18 protein-coding genes are annotated in these 18,141 nt (G+C 29.3%); 11 read left to right on the top strand and 7 right to left on the bottom strand.

Translation table 11 applies throughout. The features are described 5' to 3' along the window. Window positions 1-3 precede the first annotated feature (3 nt). From surE to SVN78_00475, 3 genes are all read right to left on the bottom strand, one after another. A complete protein-coding gene (surE, locus tag SVN78_00485) occupies window positions 4-771 on the bottom strand; it encodes a 5'/3'-nucleotidase SurE (protein MDY6820081.1) in 768 nt (255 codons plus the stop codon). Window positions 772-864: 93 nt separating this feature from the next. Further along, entirely contained in the window at window positions 865-2,277 is a 1,413-nt protein-coding gene (gene cls / locus SVN78_00480) for a cardiolipin synthase (protein MDY6820080.1), read from the bottom strand. Further along, the gene (locus SVN78_00475) at window positions 2,271-3,173 is read right to left on the bottom strand and encodes a TIGR01212 family radical SAM protein (protein MDY6820079.1); all 903 of its coding nucleotides are present in this window, start codon (window positions 3,171-3,173) and stop codon (window positions 2,271-2,273) included. Before SVN78_00475 ends, cls begins: the two co-directional genes overlap by 7 nt. A 124-nt stretch (window positions 3,174-3,297) precedes the next feature. On the opposite strand from SVN78_00475, the gene SVN78_00470 reads away from it, so the two are divergent. The 5 genes from SVN78_00470 (at window position 3,298) to SVN78_00450 (ending at window position 8,422) form a co-directional block, all read left to right on the top strand. Then, on the top strand, window positions 3,298-3,483 hold the full coding sequence (locus tag SVN78_00470; GenBank protein MDY6820078.1) for a Trm112 family protein: 186 nt from the start codon (window positions 3,298-3,300) through the stop codon (window positions 3,481-3,483). Between the two features lie 174 nt (window positions 3,484-3,657). Continuing rightward, window positions 3,658-5,235: an NAD(P)H-hydrate dehydratase gene (locus tag SVN78_00465; protein MDY6820077.1), complete on the top strand. Its 1,578-nt coding sequence runs from the start codon at window positions 3,658-3,660 to the stop codon at window positions 5,233-5,235. Next, window positions 5,171-5,608 carry a tRNA (adenosine(37)-N6)-threonylcarbamoyltransferase complex ATPase subunit type 1 TsaE gene (tsaE, locus tag SVN78_00460; GenBank protein MDY6820076.1) on the top strand — a complete coding sequence of 146 codons (438 nt, stop codon included), beginning with the start codon at window positions 5,171-5,173 and terminating at the stop codon, window positions 5,606-5,608. Before SVN78_00465 ends, tsaE begins: the two co-directional genes overlap by 65 nt. Then, window positions 5,592-5,795: a hypothetical protein gene (locus SVN78_00455; GenBank protein MDY6820075.1), complete on the top strand. Its 204-nt coding sequence runs from the start codon at window positions 5,592-5,594 to the stop codon at window positions 5,793-5,795. Before tsaE ends, SVN78_00455 begins: the two co-directional genes overlap by 17 nt. After that, on the top strand, window positions 5,792-8,422 hold the full coding sequence (locus tag SVN78_00450) for a valine--tRNA ligase (protein ID MDY6820074.1): 2,631 nt from the start codon (window positions 5,792-5,794) through the stop codon (window positions 8,420-8,422). The genes SVN78_00455 and SVN78_00450 overlap by 4 nt, the downstream gene beginning before the upstream one ends. Before the next feature lie 27 nt (window positions 8,423-8,449). Here the strand turns inward: SVN78_00450 and SVN78_00445 are convergent, their stop codons facing one another. Both SVN78_00445 and SVN78_00440 read right to left on the bottom strand, forming a co-directional pair. Further along, entirely contained in the window at window positions 8,450-10,024 is a 1,575-nt protein-coding gene (locus SVN78_00445; protein MDY6820073.1) for a 4Fe-4S binding protein, read from the bottom strand. Then, a complete protein-coding gene (locus SVN78_00440) occupies window positions 10,017-10,937 on the bottom strand; it encodes a DUF362 domain-containing protein (GenBank protein MDY6820072.1) in 921 nt (306 codons plus the stop codon). Before SVN78_00440 ends, SVN78_00445 begins: the two co-directional genes overlap by 8 nt. A 64-nt stretch (window positions 10,938-11,001) precedes the next feature. Here SVN78_00440 and SVN78_00435 point away from each other — a divergent pair, with 64 nt between their 5' ends. The 6 genes from SVN78_00435 to SVN78_00410 all read left to right on the top strand — a co-directional run bounded on the left by SVN78_00435 (window position 11,002) and on the right by SVN78_00410 (window position 16,106). Then, the gene (locus SVN78_00435; GenBank protein ID MDY6820071.1) at window positions 11,002-11,442 is read left to right on the top strand and encodes a hypothetical protein; all 441 of its coding nucleotides are present in this window, start codon (window positions 11,002-11,004) and stop codon (window positions 11,440-11,442) included. 3 nt (window positions 11,443-11,445) lie between these two features. After that, the gene (locus tag SVN78_00430; GenBank protein ID MDY6820070.1) at window positions 11,446-12,000 is read left to right on the top strand and encodes a hypothetical protein; all 555 of its coding nucleotides are present in this window, start codon (window positions 11,446-11,448) and stop codon (window positions 11,998-12,000) included. 96 nt (window positions 12,001-12,096) lie between these two features. After that, complete coding sequence (locus SVN78_00425) at window positions 12,097-13,482, top strand: FAD-linked oxidase C-terminal domain-containing protein (GenBank protein MDY6820069.1); 1,386 nt, start codon at window positions 12,097-12,099, stop codon at window positions 13,480-13,482. Further along, window positions 13,482-14,762, top strand: a complete 1,281-nt coding sequence (locus tag SVN78_00420) for a (Fe-S)-binding protein (GenBank protein ID MDY6820068.1) — start codon at window positions 13,482-13,484, stop codon at window positions 14,760-14,762. The genes SVN78_00425 and SVN78_00420 overlap by 1 nt, the downstream gene beginning before the upstream one ends. 17 nt (window positions 14,763-14,779) lie before the next feature. After that, window positions 14,780-15,103 carry a carboxymuconolactone decarboxylase family protein gene (locus SVN78_00415; GenBank protein MDY6820067.1) on the top strand — a complete coding sequence of 108 codons (324 nt, stop codon included), beginning with the start codon at window positions 14,780-14,782 and terminating at the stop codon, window positions 15,101-15,103. 103 nt (window positions 15,104-15,206) lie between these two features. Continuing rightward, the gene (locus SVN78_00410) at window positions 15,207-16,106 is read left to right on the top strand and encodes a cation diffusion facilitator family transporter (protein MDY6820066.1); all 900 of its coding nucleotides are present in this window, start codon (window positions 15,207-15,209) and stop codon (window positions 16,104-16,106) included. On the opposite strand, the gene SVN78_00405 is transcribed toward SVN78_00410, so the two are convergent. Next, a complete protein-coding gene (locus tag SVN78_00405) occupies window positions 16,096-16,965 on the bottom strand; it encodes a thiamine pyrophosphate-dependent enzyme (protein ID MDY6820065.1) in 870 nt (289 codons plus the stop codon). The two genes, SVN78_00410 and SVN78_00405, sit on opposite strands and share 11 nt — an antisense overlap. Then, on the bottom strand, window positions 16,955-18,141 hold a 1,187-nt coding region (locus SVN78_00400), incomplete at its 5' end, for a 2-oxoacid:acceptor oxidoreductase subunit alpha (protein MDY6820064.1). The genes SVN78_00405 and SVN78_00400, both read right to left, overlap by 11 nt.

Below are 18,141 nucleotides of genomic sequence, written 5' to 3'. Positions count from 1 at the left end.
CACTTAAAAATTAAAATGCCCAACCTCTTTTTCTCGAAGCTGTTCATATACCTTATAATCACACATATCATAATGGAGAGGTGTTACACTTATAAAACCTTCTCTTACAGCAGTATCATCAGCATTTGGATCGCTTACAATAATATTTTGTTCGCCAACCATCCAATAATATACATTTCCTTTTGGGTCATATCTCTTTTCAAAAGTATCAAGATATTTAGTCTTTCCCTGAATAGTCCACTTCCAACCTTTAATCTCATCTTTTTTTAGAGGTGGAACATTCACATTAAAAGTTACACTATTGTCTATATCCATATTATAGATATATTCAGCAAAATACGCTGCAAAGGAGGCCGCTATACTAAAATCGGTATATTCTATAGAGGCCAAACTCATAGCTATAGACTTCACACCTAACATAGACCCCTCTGTAGCAGCTGAAACTGTACCGGAATATATTATGTTATTACATAGATTTGCACCATGATTAATGCCTGAAACAACTAAATCAATTTTATCCTTAATAATATCTGAAAAAGCCAACTTAACACAATCTGCTGGTGTGCCATCAACGCCTATGCCAAAATATTTATCTTTTCTATAAACCTCGCTTATTTTTAAGGGATTGTTTATTGTAATAGCATGGCCAACTGCAGATTGCTCAGTTATTGGTGCTACTACATATACCTCTCCAATGCTCTTCAATGAACTATATAATGAGTAAATGCCCTCTGAATAAATCCCATCATCATTGGTTACTAATATTTTCATATATACCTTTTTTAATTATTTTATTATTATACAAAAGCATTAATTATTTCAATCTCTAAAATAATAATTATATGTATTATATACAATCAAAAATTATAATACAGGTGAAATTGTTCTGCAAATACCTTCGAAAATTCTTTTAATATAAGCCCTTTTTGTAAAATCTTCATAATATACTTTCTTTGATACATCTAGATAATCTTGAACTATCTCATCAACTTTCTTAACAAAATTATATGAATAGATAATAATATTCAATTCAAAATTTAACATAAAACTTCTCGTATCCATATTGGCAGTTCCCAAGGTACACCAGTCATTATCAATAACGATAATCTTTGCGTGTAACATAACATCTTTTGTTTCATATATCTCAATGCCAACTTCTAACAAATCCTCATAATATGATCTACCGGCATAAGCAACTAAAGGATGATTATTATAACCTGGCAATATTAATCTTATTTTCACTCCCCTCATAGCAAGATTCCTTAAGAGTTCCATTAATGGCTGATCGGGAATTAAATAAGGTGTAATAATATCTATACGCTCCTTTGCTAGGGATATAGCAGTATATAATGTATTATAGATAAGTGGTATCTTTTGGTCTGGACCCGAAGAAATAACCTGTACAGTAGTATCACCTCCAACTTTACGTTCATGTTTTCTTATAAGTTCTTGCAAATTTTCATTAGTAGAAAAATACCAATCCCTTGCAAATACCTCTTCAACCTCATGGACAGCATCCCCATAAAAACGAGCATGAATATCATACCATTTACTCTGATTAAAGACTTCGCCAATATATTCATTCCCTATATTCATCCCTCCAGTATAACAAACCTCACCATCTACAATTGCTATTTTTCTATGATTTCTAAAATTTAGTTTTAAGAATGTCTTTAAACTAAAGGGCGATAAAAATACGCCAACCTTACCACCGGCCTTAACAAGAGGCCTCAAAAACCCTCTCCTTATACTAAGCCCCATAGCCCCAATACCATCATATAAAAAATATACCTTTACTCCTTCTGAAGCTTTACGAGCAAGTAAATCTATAAAATATTTCCCAGTTTCATCCTGTCTAAAGACATAGTATTCAAGAAATATATAATATTTTGCCCTCTTTATATCATCAATAAGTCGGTTATATTTATCTCTGGCACTTGTAAAAATCTCAAAGTTTGAACATAATGTGGGACTACAATTTGTTACCTTTAAAATCATTTGCCCCTTTTCATTCTTCTCAAATTCTTCTAACTGATTATAATATCTGTATATATCAATATTTACGTCTCTCTTAAGTTTAACATCCACCATCATCTTTATTGTTGGGTAGCCAAAAATAAAATATAGTAAAGCGCCAATATAAGGGAATACTATAACAATTAAAAGCCAGGAAAGTGTTGCCCTTGCTTCTCTTCTACCTGATAGAATCATAAGAATAACAACAACTGATATTAAGTGACCTATAAACTGAATTGATGGTTCAAAATAGATTAGCATTTATAATACTTACCCTGATATAGATTATTCTCTAACATAAATTTTTTTAATTTATTTAAAAATGATGTTGTGTTTATAGGCCATTTAGGGGATATCAATAATTCACTATTAGATGCACCAACTAATCTAGATATTATTACATTTTTTGGCAATAATGTTAACGATTGTGAAACAAGTTCAATATAATCATCTTCTTTTAATAATATTAACTCACCGCCATTATAATAATCAGCTAATTTTGTATCTTTAACAACCTGCAGATGATGAAATTTTATACTATCTATTTTAAGACTTGATAAATACTTTACTGTTTCATACATCATCTCATAAGTCTCATTTGGTAAACCAAATATAATATGTACACATACTTTAATGCCCCTCTTCTTAGCCTCAAGGTATGCCCTTTCAAAATCAAGCAAACTATGCCCTCTATTTATAAATCTTAAGGTTTTATTATGCATACTCTGTAAGCCTAACTCTAAAAAGAGATCATAGTCTTTACTCAACGAAGATAAATAATCCAGTTTTTCACTGTTAACAACATCTGGTCTTGTTGCAATATAAATACCAACTATACCACTATCTATAAGAGATGACTCGATTTTTTCCTTTATTAAATCAATATCCCCATAGGTGTTCGAATTTGCCTGGAAATAGATAATATATTTATTTATACCCTTTTCTTTTAACCTTTTTATACCATTTAATACCTGCGTTTCTATATCAACACCTTTAGTAAAAACATAAGCATCACTATTACAATAAATACATCCACCATACCCTTTTGACCCATCCCTATTAGGACAGCTAAAACCTGCATCAACTGATATCTTATATGCTTTTTCTCCAAATTTATCTTTTAAATAATCACTCAATGAATAATATAGTTTTTTCAATTATTACAGCCTTAATATTAGCTTAAAAACAGTTAATTTAGTATAACATAATATATAAAACATTGCAATTTCACCATTTCTGCTATAGGATAAATTATATATATTACATAAAAAGAGGTTAAAAATGGCTATATCAAATGATTTGTTGGAGATATTGGTTTGTCCTAAATGCAAAGGTAAAATAAGATTGTCTAAAAACAAAGATTATGTTGTTTGTGAAAAATGTAAACTCCTATATGAGATAAAAGAAGATATACCAATAATGTTGATAGATGAAGCAAAAAAAGCTGAAAATATAGAAAATATTTAACACTAAAATAGGTATACCTCTTTTGATCAATTCAGAAAAATTATATATTTAACTACCACCAAAATTGCTGTTTAAAAATATCTAAATTAATTATAAGATAAATCAAATTAGAATAAGATTTACAAAGAAAAAAAGATTTATTTCAAAGTAAAAAAAGATAAAGGAGGCTATTCTATGGAGATTTTAACAAACGAACAAATGGCTCAAGCAGATAAAATCACAATTGAGGAATTCGAATTGCCTTCAATTGTTTTGATGGAAAATGCTGCAAAATCATTGTTCCAAGTTTTTCAATCACTAGAAATTCCAACAAATAAAAATATCGCCTTGATTATTGGAAAGGGAAATAACGGTGGGGATGGTTTAGCTCTAAGTAGATATTTAATAGAATATGGCTATAATACAACAATATATATATTAGCAAAAAAAGATGAACTTAAAGGTAATCCACTACATTATTACAAATATTTAACCCATCAACCATCAAAGCTAATACATCTTAATGAATCAAGCATTTCAAATGTCAATTTTTTCGAATATGATATTATATTTGATGGAATTTTTGGTACTGGTTTATCAAGACCAGCTGAAGGCTTTTATAAAATTATTATAGAAAAAATCAATCAAAGCAAAGCAACTATAATATCCATTGATATTCCAAGTGGACTATCAGGAAACACATCAAGCATTATAGGAGAACATATCTATGCTGATTATACAATAACCTTTTGTAGACCAAAGATTGTTCACACAATGTACCCCTCTAGAAAGTATTGTGGCACAATATATGTCACTGATATATCCATACCGGATAATGCCGTTACAAAAACAACTCCAAATTTATTTTTAATAGATAAAGATAATCTTCCAATAATCAAAAAAAGAGAGTTAGATGCTCATAAAGGACATTTTGGGCATACCGTTATCATTGGAGGCTCACTCGGTAAAACAGGAGCTGCAATACTTGCAAGTATGTCAGCCTCAAGAATTGGTGCAGGATTGACAACATGTGTTATTCCAAAAAAACTAAATAAAATAATTAAATCTACTTTGATAGAACAAATGTCTTTCCCAGTTGGTAATAAAGATTACTTCACTAAAGAAGAAGCTCAAGAGGTTATAAACTTTATAAGTGATAAAAGTGTTGTTGCAATTGGGCCAGGTATTGGTAGAAATGAAAATACTGGCAATTTTGTAAAAGAAATAATTAAAAATAGCAATAAACCATTGGTAATTGATGCAGATGGTTTAAATTTGCTAGATAAAGAGATATTGAAAGACGGATATTTAAGAAATAGAGCTATTTTAACCCCCCATATTGGTGAATTCTCAAGGCTAATTAAAAAAACAAAGGATAATATCCTTTCAAATAAAGTAGAATTAGCCCAAGATTTTGCAACAAGATACCAACTAATTTTAGTTTTAAAAAGCGCAGATACTTTAATTGCAACACCTGATGGCACATGTTATATAAATATAGAGGGAAGCCCTTCACTTTCAAAAGGAGGATCTGGAGACTGTCTTACAGGCATGATAGCTGGTTTTATTAGCCAAGGGTATTCTCTTAAAGATTCAGCTATCCTTTCAACCTTTATAATGGGTAAAACTGCAAAATATTTAAGTAGTAAATATAATGAAAATACTATATTAACAAAAGATATAATTAATAATCTATGGGTTATACTAAATGAAATTACACTATATCAGCGAGAATATAGAGGATACAAAAAAGATAGTATCAAAGTTATTTAACAGAATAATAGATAAAAAAAATCTATTATATGGGGAGTTGGGAAGCGGTAAGACCACCCTGGTAAAACACTTTGCAGAATTAGCTGGCTTAAAAAACAGTGTAACAAGTCCAACCTTCAATATATTACAAACATATAAATGTAAGCTAACAACTATATACCATTTCGATCTATATAGAATCGACTCAATTGCTGAATTAGAAGAAATCGGTTTTTTTGAATATGCGTTTATTGATAATGCAACAATCTTTATTGAATGGGCTAATAAATTTAACTTAGAGGAGATATTTGATTGTATAAATAAAATATATCTGTATATTTTAGAAACAAATAGGAGAAAAATTGAGGTTTATACAAATGACTTTAACACCTAAATACTGTCCTTATTGTGGTAAAAAATTGATAGAAGAATTAGATTCTACTGAATTAATAGTGGATAATACCAAGTGGGTAATTAATCACTATGAATGTCAATCTTGCCTGGAAGTTTTTGATAAAATAAATATAGAGGATGAAGATTTTCTAGATGAAAATCAAAACAATGAAAAGGAGTTGGAATGAAAGAACTACCTACAAAGATAAACCCAAAAGAATATGAAGAGGAGATATATAAAAAGTGGCTTAAAAATAACTATTTTGAAACTAATCCAAATACTAACAAAACCCCCTACAGCATTGTAATACCACCCCCTAATATAACAGGTTCCCTTCATATGGGTCATGCCCTTAATGTGACGTTACAAGATATTTTAATTAGATTTCATAAATTAAATGGATATGAAACACTCTGGATCCCAGGGATGGACCATGCAGGAATTGCCACACAAAATGTTGTTGAGAGAAAATTATTAGAAAAAAGTATAAAAAAAGAGGATATAGGCAGAGAAAAATTTATTGAAGAAGTATGGAGATGGAAAGAAGAATCTGGTGGTACTATTTTAAATCAATTAAAACGTCTAGGGGTAGCATGTGATTGGAGCAAAGAGCGCTTTACTATGGACGAAGGATTGTCTAAAGCTGTTCGAATAGTATTTGTTCACCTTTTCAAAGAAGGCTTAATATATAGATCTAACTATATGGTTAATTGGTGTCCAAGGTGTTTAACAGCTATCTCAGATCTAGAGGTAGAATATCATGAAATAAAAGGAAAACTTTATTATATTAAATATAAACTAGCCAACAATAATAATTATTTAGTTATTGCAACAACTAGACCAGAAACAATACTAGGTGATACAGCTATCGCAGTAAATCCTAAAGATGAAAGATATAAAGCATATGTTGGGGATTATGCAGTAGTTCCAATAATAAAAAGAAAAATTCCCATAATTGCAGATGAACGGGTTGATAAAGATTTTGGAACAGGGGCGCTAAAAATAACACCTGCCCACGATCCGGTTGATTTTGAAATTGGAAAAACCCATAGTTTAAAGGAAATAAACATATTTGATAAAGAGGGATACATTAACGAAAACGGTGGAGAGTTTAAATCACTATACAGAACTGAGGCAAGAAAAAAAATTGTTGAGAAACTAAAAAAGGAAAATCTAATTGCTAAAATAACAGATTATGAACACAATGTGGGACATTGTTATAGATGTAGAACTCAGATTGAGCCACGAATTTCTCTGCAATGGTTTGTTAAAATGAAACCGTTAGCTGAAGAAGCAGTAAACGCCGTAAAAAAAGGCCAAATAAAAATAATTCCAAATAACTGGGAAAAAACATATTTTGAGTGGATGTATAATATAAAGGATTGGTGCATTTCAAGGCAAATATGGTGGGGCCATAGAATACCAGTGTGGTATTGTAAAAATTGTAATAAAATAAATGTAGAGGTTGAAAAGCCAACAAAATGCACATATTGTGGCTCAAATACTCTAGAACAAGATCTAGATGTTCTAGATACATGGTTTTCCTCTGCACTATGGCCTTTCTCAACTATGGGATGGCCAGAAAATACTCCTATATTTAAGAAGTTTTATCCTACAAACTGCCTTGTCACAGGATTTGATATACTCTTTTTTTGGGTTGCACGCATGATTATGATGGGATTAAAATTTACAAAAAAAGTACCCTTTCGTAATGTCTATATACACGCATTAGTTAGAGATATTGAAGGAAATAAGATGAGTAAATCTAGAGGAAATGTGATAGATCCATTAACAGTTATAGAGAAATATTCTTCAGATGCTTTAAGATTTACACTAACTGCTTTAGCAGCACAAGGCAGAGACATAAAATTATCTGAGGAACGCATAGAAGGCTACAGAAATTTTATGAATAAAATTTGGAATGCATCAAGATTTGTTCTGATGAATAAAAATATAGAGAATAAAGATATAAAGGATCTTATTAATTCTATAGAAATTGAGGATAAATGGATTATTTCTATCTTCTCTAAAACGGCAAAAAAATTCAGTGATTATATCAAAAAATATGAATTCGATTTGGCGGCTATGACTATTTATAATTTCTTCTGGCATACATATTGCGACTGGTATATTGAAATAACAAAATATAGAATCTATAAGAATATTAAAAAAACTGAAGCCTTAACTGTCGCAACCTTCATATTAGAAAAATCTTTAATTTTGCTACATCCAATAATGCCATTTATTACTGAATATATTTACAATTTATTAGGGACAAAAGAGAGCATATTTAAAGAAAACTACCCTGAGAACATCCAAACTTTTGACAAGGAAGAGGAATACACCAATAAAATATTTGAAATAATTACAATGATAAGAAATATTAGAGGGGAATATAATATTAAACCTTCAATTAAGCTAGATGCATATATTAAATATTACAATGATAAATATAATAATATAGTTAATGACAAAATAAACATTATTAAAGAATTAGCAAAAGTAGATAATATTTATATTACAAATAAAGATGAAAAAAATGCAGCAACCTCAGTCTCTCCAGATTTCCAAATATTTATACCATTAAAAGGAGTTATCAATATTGATATGGAATTAAAAAGGCTAACTAAAGAAAAAGATAAGATTTTAAAAGACTACAACCTTTATGGGAATAAATTAAAAAATAAAAAATATCTTGAAAATGCTCCAAGTGCAGTAATAGAAAAGGATAAAGCTAAGTTTAATGAGTTAAACACAAAATTAGAAAGATTAAATAAAACAATTGAAAAATTATCCCTATTTATAAATAAATAAGCTACATTTATTTATAAATTAGAAAAATTAAAACAAAAACTGGTTATATTTTGATCTATCTTCGCCAATTGAAGTTATATAGATTGCTGGTTTGTCAACAATAGGACATTTAAATTCGCATATGGCGCAACCTGTGCACTTATCAGGGTCAACTACAGGTCTTTTTATTATCTTTTCTGTATTATCCCTAGTTACAATCTGCTCCTCTTTAAAATATATTGCCTTAGGTGAAACTGGACACATTTCTTCGCAAACTGCACATTCAGTATCAAAGGCATAGGGTAAACACCTATTTTTATCTATAAAAGCTGTTCCTATTGATATCTTCTTTTTCTCTTCAAGGGTGATTTGCTTTATAGCACCTGTAGGACATACCTCAGAGCACAATTTACAGTTATACTCACAATAGCCCAATCTCCCACTACCAATAGGAGTCCACAAAGCCTCTAATCTCCCCTCTATTAGAGAAGGCTGTAAGAAATTTTGAGGACATACCTTTATACATGCTGAACACCTTAAGCACCTTGCCAAAAAGTCTAACTCTGCAAGTGCACCTGGGGGTCTTATAAGTTTAGGATTTATCCTTTCTCTATTAAAAGAATATCTAAAAAGGGATGTGGATATAATTGTCAGGCAAGCGGTAGATAAAAGATATCTTTTATTAACATCAACGCTACTTTTCCTAGTTGATAAAAAATCAAAACCCATAACATTAACGGGACATTCTTTTAGACAATTTCCAAGTAGCATACATTCTGATTTTTTAAAATTATCACTACTTGATGGATTGCTTGAGGCAAAACAACTTCTATCACATTTATAACAAGCAATGCAACCCTCTTTTTGCTTTATATTTAACAAGGATTTTGATGATATTATAGCTAAGAAAGCGCCTAATGGGCAAATAAATCTACAATAAAATCTGTATACAAAAAGATCTATAATAAACAGAGTAATGAGAATTATGCCAATGAGAAAGGTTTGCCCAAAAAAAATGTTTTCTTTACCAAAAACAGCAAAAGCTATATCACTTTCTAAATACCTTCCAAAATCACTCATCCCTAGCAATATCAGTAACTTGCCAAAATAATTAATAGCTGATTGAATAAATGGAATAATAAAAGAAACTGAACTTCTAAGTAAAAAAGTTAAGGGATCAAAAATACCAATCAAATTTATTTTAAAAATAGCCAAAATAATAAGCGAAAATAAAATATAATATTTTAGATTTTGCCATTTACTGTACTTATAATTAATATATTTAGGCTTTATTATAAATTTACTGCCAATATATGAAAAAAAGTGATGTAGAGTACCAAAGGGGCAAATAAAACCACAAAAGAACCTACCAAAAATAATAGTCAATACAAATAGAAAAAAAGAATAGATAAATACAGCTGAAATAGTACCTGTTGTTATAATAACTATTAGTGCAACTAAAGGATCAAAAGCTAAAAAATATTTTATATTTTTATCTAATTGTGGAGAGCTGTAAAATAAATCAATATTTATTGTAGTTTCAATAGCTAAATAAAAGAAAAGGATTAAAAAAGTTAGCTGTGATAGTCTTCTAATATTTACATAGAGACTATATTTATGCATTTAATTTCAAGAGAGATATATCTTTTTTATACATTGTTCCAAGTTTATTATTATGGCCAATTCTCAGATAATCTATATTGCTACAGTTAAAACCCAACAAATCAGCTGCTATAGTATCAACTGCTACCTGGTCTGTTGATATTAATATTTTATTTAGCACCCTTACATCATTTAGACTACCACCGGATGGACCATTTTTTGTTAAAATCCTTGTACAATCAACTATATTTAGCGTTGGCTTAAAAAAAGAAGCTAATTCATAAATAGATGTATCTAGCTTTTGGTGCACCTTATTCCTCTGGCCACCAATTGCACCAATCCAATTTTTCATAGCCGACGTTAATAGAGCACTCCCGTGGTGTTTGGCAACAGGCATGTTAATTATTTTATCTGCTTCTAGGAAAAATCTAAAGATCTCCCACTTTTTAATAAATTTTCCATTTATTTGAGCTTCTTCAAAATATCTACTTAATGGAAATACTACCTCAGCCCCTGATTCTACTGCTTTTTTTGCTATACCACTAATTTGATAAGCCATTCTCATATCAGCTAAGGTGTTATCAATAACATAAACTTTATCAGCCCCTGCAGCAAATAACAATTTTACAACCTTGCCAACCACCTCAGGGTTTGTATTTACTGCAAATTCAGGGCCTTTTGCAAAAGACATATTTGGTTTAATAGCTACTGTATCTCCTTTATTTATGAATTTAGTTAGTCCTCCAATAGAGTTTATTCCACGATCTATATGATTAATACAACCCTGCCCTTCTAACATTACAACATTAGATTTTATGCCATTACTATGTATGCCACCATTATTTAAAGGATATACATTAGAGATGAAAAATTTGGATATAACAATACTTTTTATTGATAAGGCTAAAAACCTTCTCCTTGTTATTGTTGACATACCCTACTCCTTTAGTAATATAATTTTTATTGATTTTAAACAAAATTAATATTATATAAATATTATGTCATTTAATAAAAAATCAACCTTCTTATTTATATTTATTCTTTTTATATTTTTTATTAAATTAGACTTTATTTATAGCTCAACAAATAAAGCTAAGGTTTCGGGCTCTAATATAATTAAAATAATAAATATTAATAATAAAAAAATACCCCTTATTAGCAATCAAAAATATATAAACAACAAAGATCAAAAAATAAGTTATACTATATCTTATATTTATAAGAAGAACACACCATCAAGGGATAAGTTAGAACGTAAAATTAAAACAATATTTAAAAAATTAAGCGTAAATGAATACTACCTATTTAAAAATGCCCCTTTTATATCATTAAAAAGTAATAATGAAACATTAAAAAAAGTATTGATTCACATTGATAAACTATTAGATATAATTTATATACAAGTTAATCCATCAAAAGAATTATTTAATAAAAAGTAATATATGTATTTATTTCTCAAAAAAAACTCATTTATTTTAATTTTATTTTTATTTTCAACTTTAAATATTTTTGCTGCTAATAACGACGATGATTATAAAATAATTGAAAGGCACATCATTTTTTGTCAAAATGACAATGAAGAGATTACAAAAAATATATCAGATTTTATAAAAAGCAAAATTTATATAAATAATAAAAAAATAAATACTAAAATAATTAATGTTTATTCCAAAGGTTTACTTTATAAATATAGGAATGCAATATTAGAAAAGGCTAATACTGAAAAACAAAGAAAAGAAAAATTAACCTATATTAATAAAAATAAAGTAAAAAAGAAATTCTATTCTTTTTTTATTCAAACGACTCAACAAAACAATAAAACAGAAAGTATATACCCATCAATAAAAATCAATGCTGAAAACTTTAAACATCTAAAAAAAGAAATAATAAAGGAACTTAAAAAGAACAATTATAACATACTTAATAACAAGAAAAATGCTGATCTTATACTAACAATTGAAATTAATAAAATTATAGATTACACCTTAATTGATTAGCAAGATTATATAAATTATATCTATCTTAAATGTTAAAAATAAACTAAATTTAATTATTTATTTTATTTATTTTTAATTTATAATAAATAAACAACAATGATTAGCAAAAGTTTAATTAAAGAGCTATCAAAATCGATAGGTAAAAACAATATTTTAACAGATCCAGTTGATCTATATAGCTACTCTTATGATGCAGCTGTTGAGAATCCTTCTATGCCTCAAATTATTTTAAAACCAGAAAATACTAATAACATAGGTAAAATTATAAGCTTATTAAATGAAGATGGGATACCAACAATAATAAGGGGGGCTGGAACTAATCTAAGTGGCGGTACAATACCAATAAATAATGGAGCTGTAATACTTACAAACAAGCTAAACCAAATACTTGAAATAAATAAGGATGATATGTATGCCGTTGTTGAACCTGGTGTTGTAACAGCCAATCTATCAAAAACATTGGAAAAATACGATTTATTCTACCCACCTGATCCAGCAAGCCAAAATGTTTCAACATTAGGAGGTAACGTTGCAGAAAATGCTGGTGGATTAAGGGGTTTAAAATATGGTGTCACTAAGGACTATGTCATGGGGCTAGAATTCTATGATACAGGAGGCAACCTTATAAAAAGTGGCTCAAAAACAGTTAAGTGCGCAACAGGCCTTAATCTGTCATCATTAATGGTTGGCTCTGAAGGGACGCTTGGAATTATAACTAAAATAATACTAAAGCTTTTACCAAAACCTGCATTTTCCAAAACAATGATGGTTGTATATAAAGATATTATAAAAGCTTCTGAAACTGTCTCTGAAATAATAGCAAATAAAATTTTACCTGCTACCTTAGAATTTCTTGATAATTTCACAATTAAAGCTGTTGAAAAATATGCAAAAATTGGTCTTCCAACAAATGCTGCAACAATATTGTTAATTGAGGTTGATGGTTTCTATGAAGAAGCTGTAAAGAAAGATTTTGATAAAATAATAAAAATATGTGAAAAGAAAGATGGGGAAGTAAGAATAGCAAATAATTTAAAAGATAAAAACAGATTATGGGATGCTAGACGCGTTGCCCTATCTGCACTCTCAATGTTAAGCCCAACAGTTATATTAGAAGATGCAACTGTAAAAAGAAGTAGAATTCCCGATATGATTAAAATAATTAATGAGATATCAAAGAAATATGATATCTTAATTGGAACATTTGGCCATGCTGGAGATGGCAATCTACACCCTACAATTCTTACAGATAAAAGAAAAAAAGAAGAAATGGAGAGGGTTTATAAGGCTATAGAAGAGTTATTTTTAAAAACTATTGAATTAGAAGGTACCCTCTCAGGAGAACACGGTATTGGTTTCTCAAAATCAAAATATTTCAAATATGAGGCTGGTGAAAGCACTATTGAGTTTTCTAATAGATTAAAACAGACGTTTGATCCAAAGAATATATTAAATCCAGATAAGTTTTTAAAGATAGTTTAATGAAAGATATAGAAGAATTAGTCTCCTTGGTTAAATCCTTAGAGGATGATTTAATTAGATGTATGAAATGTGGTTTTTGTCAAAGTGTATGTCCGTTATATACATTGACATTTAATGAAACAGATTATTCTAGGGGTAAAATTGCTACCTTAGAGGGCTTAGCCAATAAAATCATAACTGAAACAAAAACAATATCCAAAAAATTAGATAGATGTGTTACCTGTGGTAGTTGTGAAGCTTATTGCCCAAGTGGAGTAAATACATTAGATATATTTTTAAAAGCAAGGATAATTCTAGCTGAATATAATGGACTAAGCCCATATAAAAAAATTATACTTAGAAAAATATTATCAAATCCTAATAGTTTTAACAGATTTCTAAATATTAGTAGTAAGATACAAGACTTATTTGTAAGAGATGCAAACCTTTTGTTGGACACTTCATGTATAAAATATTTGCCCCTGTTAAAAGACAGGCATATAAAAAAAATAAACAAAACTCCTTTCCATGAATTAGTTAAAAAACAATCTATCCAAAATAGGGATAATCAAAAAATTAAGGCCATCTTTTTTTATGGCTGTGTTATTGATTGGCTGCTTCCCTCTATTGGACATACAACAGTTGAGGTGTTAGAGAAGTATAATATAGATTTATATATCCCAGAATACCTTATTTGTTGTGGTATACCAGCTTTAAGCAGTGGTGATATTGAAACTTTTACAAAATTATTAAAAGAACAAATTAAGCAACTAGAAAATCAAGAATTTAATTATGTAATTACCTCTTGTGCTACTTGCAGCTATACAATAAAAAAGCTGTGGCCAAAGTTTTCATACAGACTCAATAATAATGAAAGAGCTTTCATAAATAACTTTGCTACAAAAACCATAGATATTAGTGATTTTCTTGTAAATGTATTAAATATAAATAGTTATGAAAATATAGATAATAAAGAATATACTGTAACATACCATGACCCCTGTCATCTTAAAAAATCTCTTGGTGTATCAACTGAACCAAGAAGAATAATAGAGCTAGCAGGCTATTCATTAAAAGAAATGAACGAAGCTGATTGGTGTTGTGGCTCAGGAGGTACTTTTAACTTACAACACTACGATCTATCAACTAACATTGCAAAGCGTAAATTAAATAATATAGATCTTGTAAACACAGATATTGTTGCCACATCATGCCCTGCATGTATATTACAAATTATAGATCTTGCATCACAATATAAAAAAAGTTATAAAATAAAACATGTTGTAGAGCTATTAAAATAAATATTTAGGAGGTCAACATGATGGATGAAAAAGAGTTTATGCAAAACATCACTGAATTAGCTGTTAAATCTGAAGATATTAGAAGCTTTATACAGCAAAATCAAAATTCCTTTAAAAGTAATAATCTAGATACTAAAACAAAAGAGTTAATAGCCTTAGGTTGTGCTATAGTTAGTAGATGTGAATATTGTATTAGGGCACATCTTAGAAATCTAATTGAAAATGGGGTTACTGAAGGAGAAATAATTGATACGTTAAATGTGGCCACTACTATGGCAGGTGGACCAGGCTTGGCATATTCTACACTTACCTATAAATTATATAAAGAAATGAAAAAATAATAGTCTAACACAGTTAAATTATTTATAATTTTCTAGTAAAATATGAGGTTGTTATGACAATACGTTTATAAATTTTTTATATTCATAACTTTTGTAATTATTTATGGAAAAAGATAATGTAAATAATAACTCATCTAATAATATAAGATTTTCTTTTATTGTTAATTTAATTTTTGCAATTATTGAAATTTCTGGTGGTATATATGCCAATAGCTTGATAATATTAACAAACGGCATACATGATTTAGGCGATAGTCTAAGCTTGAGTATATCCTGGTATTTAGAAAAAAAATCAGAAAAACCGCCTAATAATAAATTTACCTACGGGTTTAAAAGATATTCGATAATAGGTGCATTTATTAATGCATCTATTTTAATTGGGGCAACATTTTATATAATAATCGAATCAGTTAATAGGTTTTTTACTGACTTTAGATTAGATTATAAATCTATTTTAATATTTGGTATTTTAGGATTTATTTTCAATGGCGTTGCTGTTCTGAGGCTGTTACGCACTAAATCTTTCAACGAAAAGATGGCTTTATATCACCTATTAGATGATCTATTAGGTTGGAGTGCTGCTATATTAATAGGTTTAATTTTAAAAATAAATAGCAATCTAAATTTTTTAGACCCCCTCTTCTCAATTATAATCTCTATATATATCCTTTCAAAGGTCCTTAGGAATATGAAAGAGGTATTTGATGTATTCTTACAATCAGCCCCTAAAGATATCAACATTTATAATATAAAAGAGGATATCCTAAAAATTAAGAACGTTAAAGATATACACGATATACACACCTGGAGTCTAGATGGTAATTATAATATTCTTTCTCTTCATATTACAGTAGAAAAAAATTTTAATTTAGCATATTCCAATGAACTGAAACAAAAGATTAGAGATGTTCTAAATGATCACAATATAAATCACTCAACCATAGAATTTTGCAAAGAAGATGAACACTGTGATTATAAAAAATGTTTAGTAACTAAATCTTAAAATTATTATCTATAAACTTCTCTAATTTACTTTTATCAAAATTCCTTTTGTAAAGAGGCAATTTTGTTTTTTTATAGCATTCAATTTGCTCATCTAAGGGTTTCTTATCTTTCTTGTAGAATATTCCAACATAAAAGGGATCCTCAGACAATGCATATTTATATGCCTCTAGCCTATCTTCTTTGTTTATATCGCCTAAAAATTTAGTATTTTCTTTATACCATTTATATGTATTTAGCTTATTAAAAGTAACGCATTGTTGGAATATATCTACCATTGAAAAACCTTTATGTGTTATAGCCTCTTTTAAGATATTTTTTGTTTCATCTTTATATCCAATAAAGGTTCTAGCTACAAAAGAGCAATCAAGGGATATAGCAAGTGCTAAAGGGTTTATAGGAGCTTCAATAACACCCTCAGGATTACTAGAGGTTTTCATTCCTAATAATGAGGTAGGAGAGGTTTGCCCCTTTGTTAGTCCATAGATTTGATTATTATGTATTAAAACAGTTATATTTACATTCCTTCTTATGGCATGTATAAAATGACCCATCCCCTCAGCATACATATCACCATCGCCGCCTATTACAATCACATTCAAGTTAGGGTTCGCTAGCTTAAGACCTGTTCCCACAGGGAGTGCTCTGCCGTGTAGCGTATGAAATCCGTTAGCATTTAAATAGTGCACCATTTTTGCAGCTTGTCCAATACCAGTAATTATCACAGTATTTTTGGGTTTAAAATTTAGCTCTTCTAATACATCTATTAGTGCCAGCCTAATCTGGAAATTTCCACAGCCAGGGCACCATGAAATATCCTTTGTATGAGGCCTATCATTTTGAAATAATTTAGTTGCCATATATTTCCCCCATAAATTTTTTAATCCCCTCTACTATTTCTTCTAAATAAAAAACCCTTCCGTTGTATTTCAATATTTTTTTATCAGTCTTTTTATGCATCCTACTTTCAAGATAATTTCCAAACTGACCATAATAATTTTGTTCAATGCCAACGATATATTTTGCTTTCTTAAAGTATTCTAAGGAAGTTTTTTCAACAGGATAAACTTGGCTATAATGAAGACATGCAATTCTCTTGTCATCTATTACATCTAAAGCTTCTTTCACAATCTCAAAAGTAGAGCCCCAACAATAAATAAGCACATCGTAATCTTTGCTTCCTATAAATGTTGGTTTAACAGCTTCTTCTTCTATTTTTTCTAACTTTTTATTCCTTTTTTCCTGCATTTTTTGACTATAATATAACTCTTCTGTTGTATCCCCATACTCATCATGCTCATTGCCATTACAAATAACCAGACCATCGCCTTCTCCTGGTATTGCTAGTGGTGAAACCCCATCTTCAGTTAATTTATATCTCTTATAATCTTTATCAGCTTTTTCATAATAATTTACTGGCTCTTCAAATTGTATATCTTTTTTATCAACTATATAATATGTATCTATCAAATATTGATCAGTTAGGATAAATACCGGTATTTGATACTTTTGAGACATATTAAACGCCTTAGATGATAAATATAGAGCCTCCTCTGTAGAGCCAGGCGCATAAATTATGCGTGGAAATTCTCCATGGCCACTGTAAAGAGCCAAATCAAAGTCTGCTTGAGCAGTCCTTGTTGGTAGTCCTGTAGCAGGTGCAGGTCTTTGAGCTAAATGTATAACTATAGGTATTTCAGCCATACCACTTAAACTAATAGCTTCCTCCATTAAAGCAAAGCCACCACCAGATGTAGTTACTGCTGACCTAGCACCACCATAGGAAGCGCCGATTGCTGAATTTATAACAGAGATCTCATCTTCAAACTGTTCTACTACAATATTAAATTCTTTCATATTATTTATAAAAAAATTTGCCATATATGTAGCAGGGCTCATTGGGTAAAAGGTGAGATAATTGCAGCCTCCATAGATAGAACCCAATGATACGCCATCATTACCACTTAATAATAACATATCTGCAATATTTTCATCCTTTTTTATATTTAAATCAAATTTTTTACTAAAAATATCCT

The organism is Deferribacterota bacterium, from assembly GCA_034189185.1.
Lineage (GTDB): Bacteria > Chrysiogenota > Deferribacteres > Deferribacterales > UBA228 > UBA228.
Note: the sequence above shows the minus strand (reverse complement) of the source record. Positions and strands in the feature narration are given on the sequence as shown.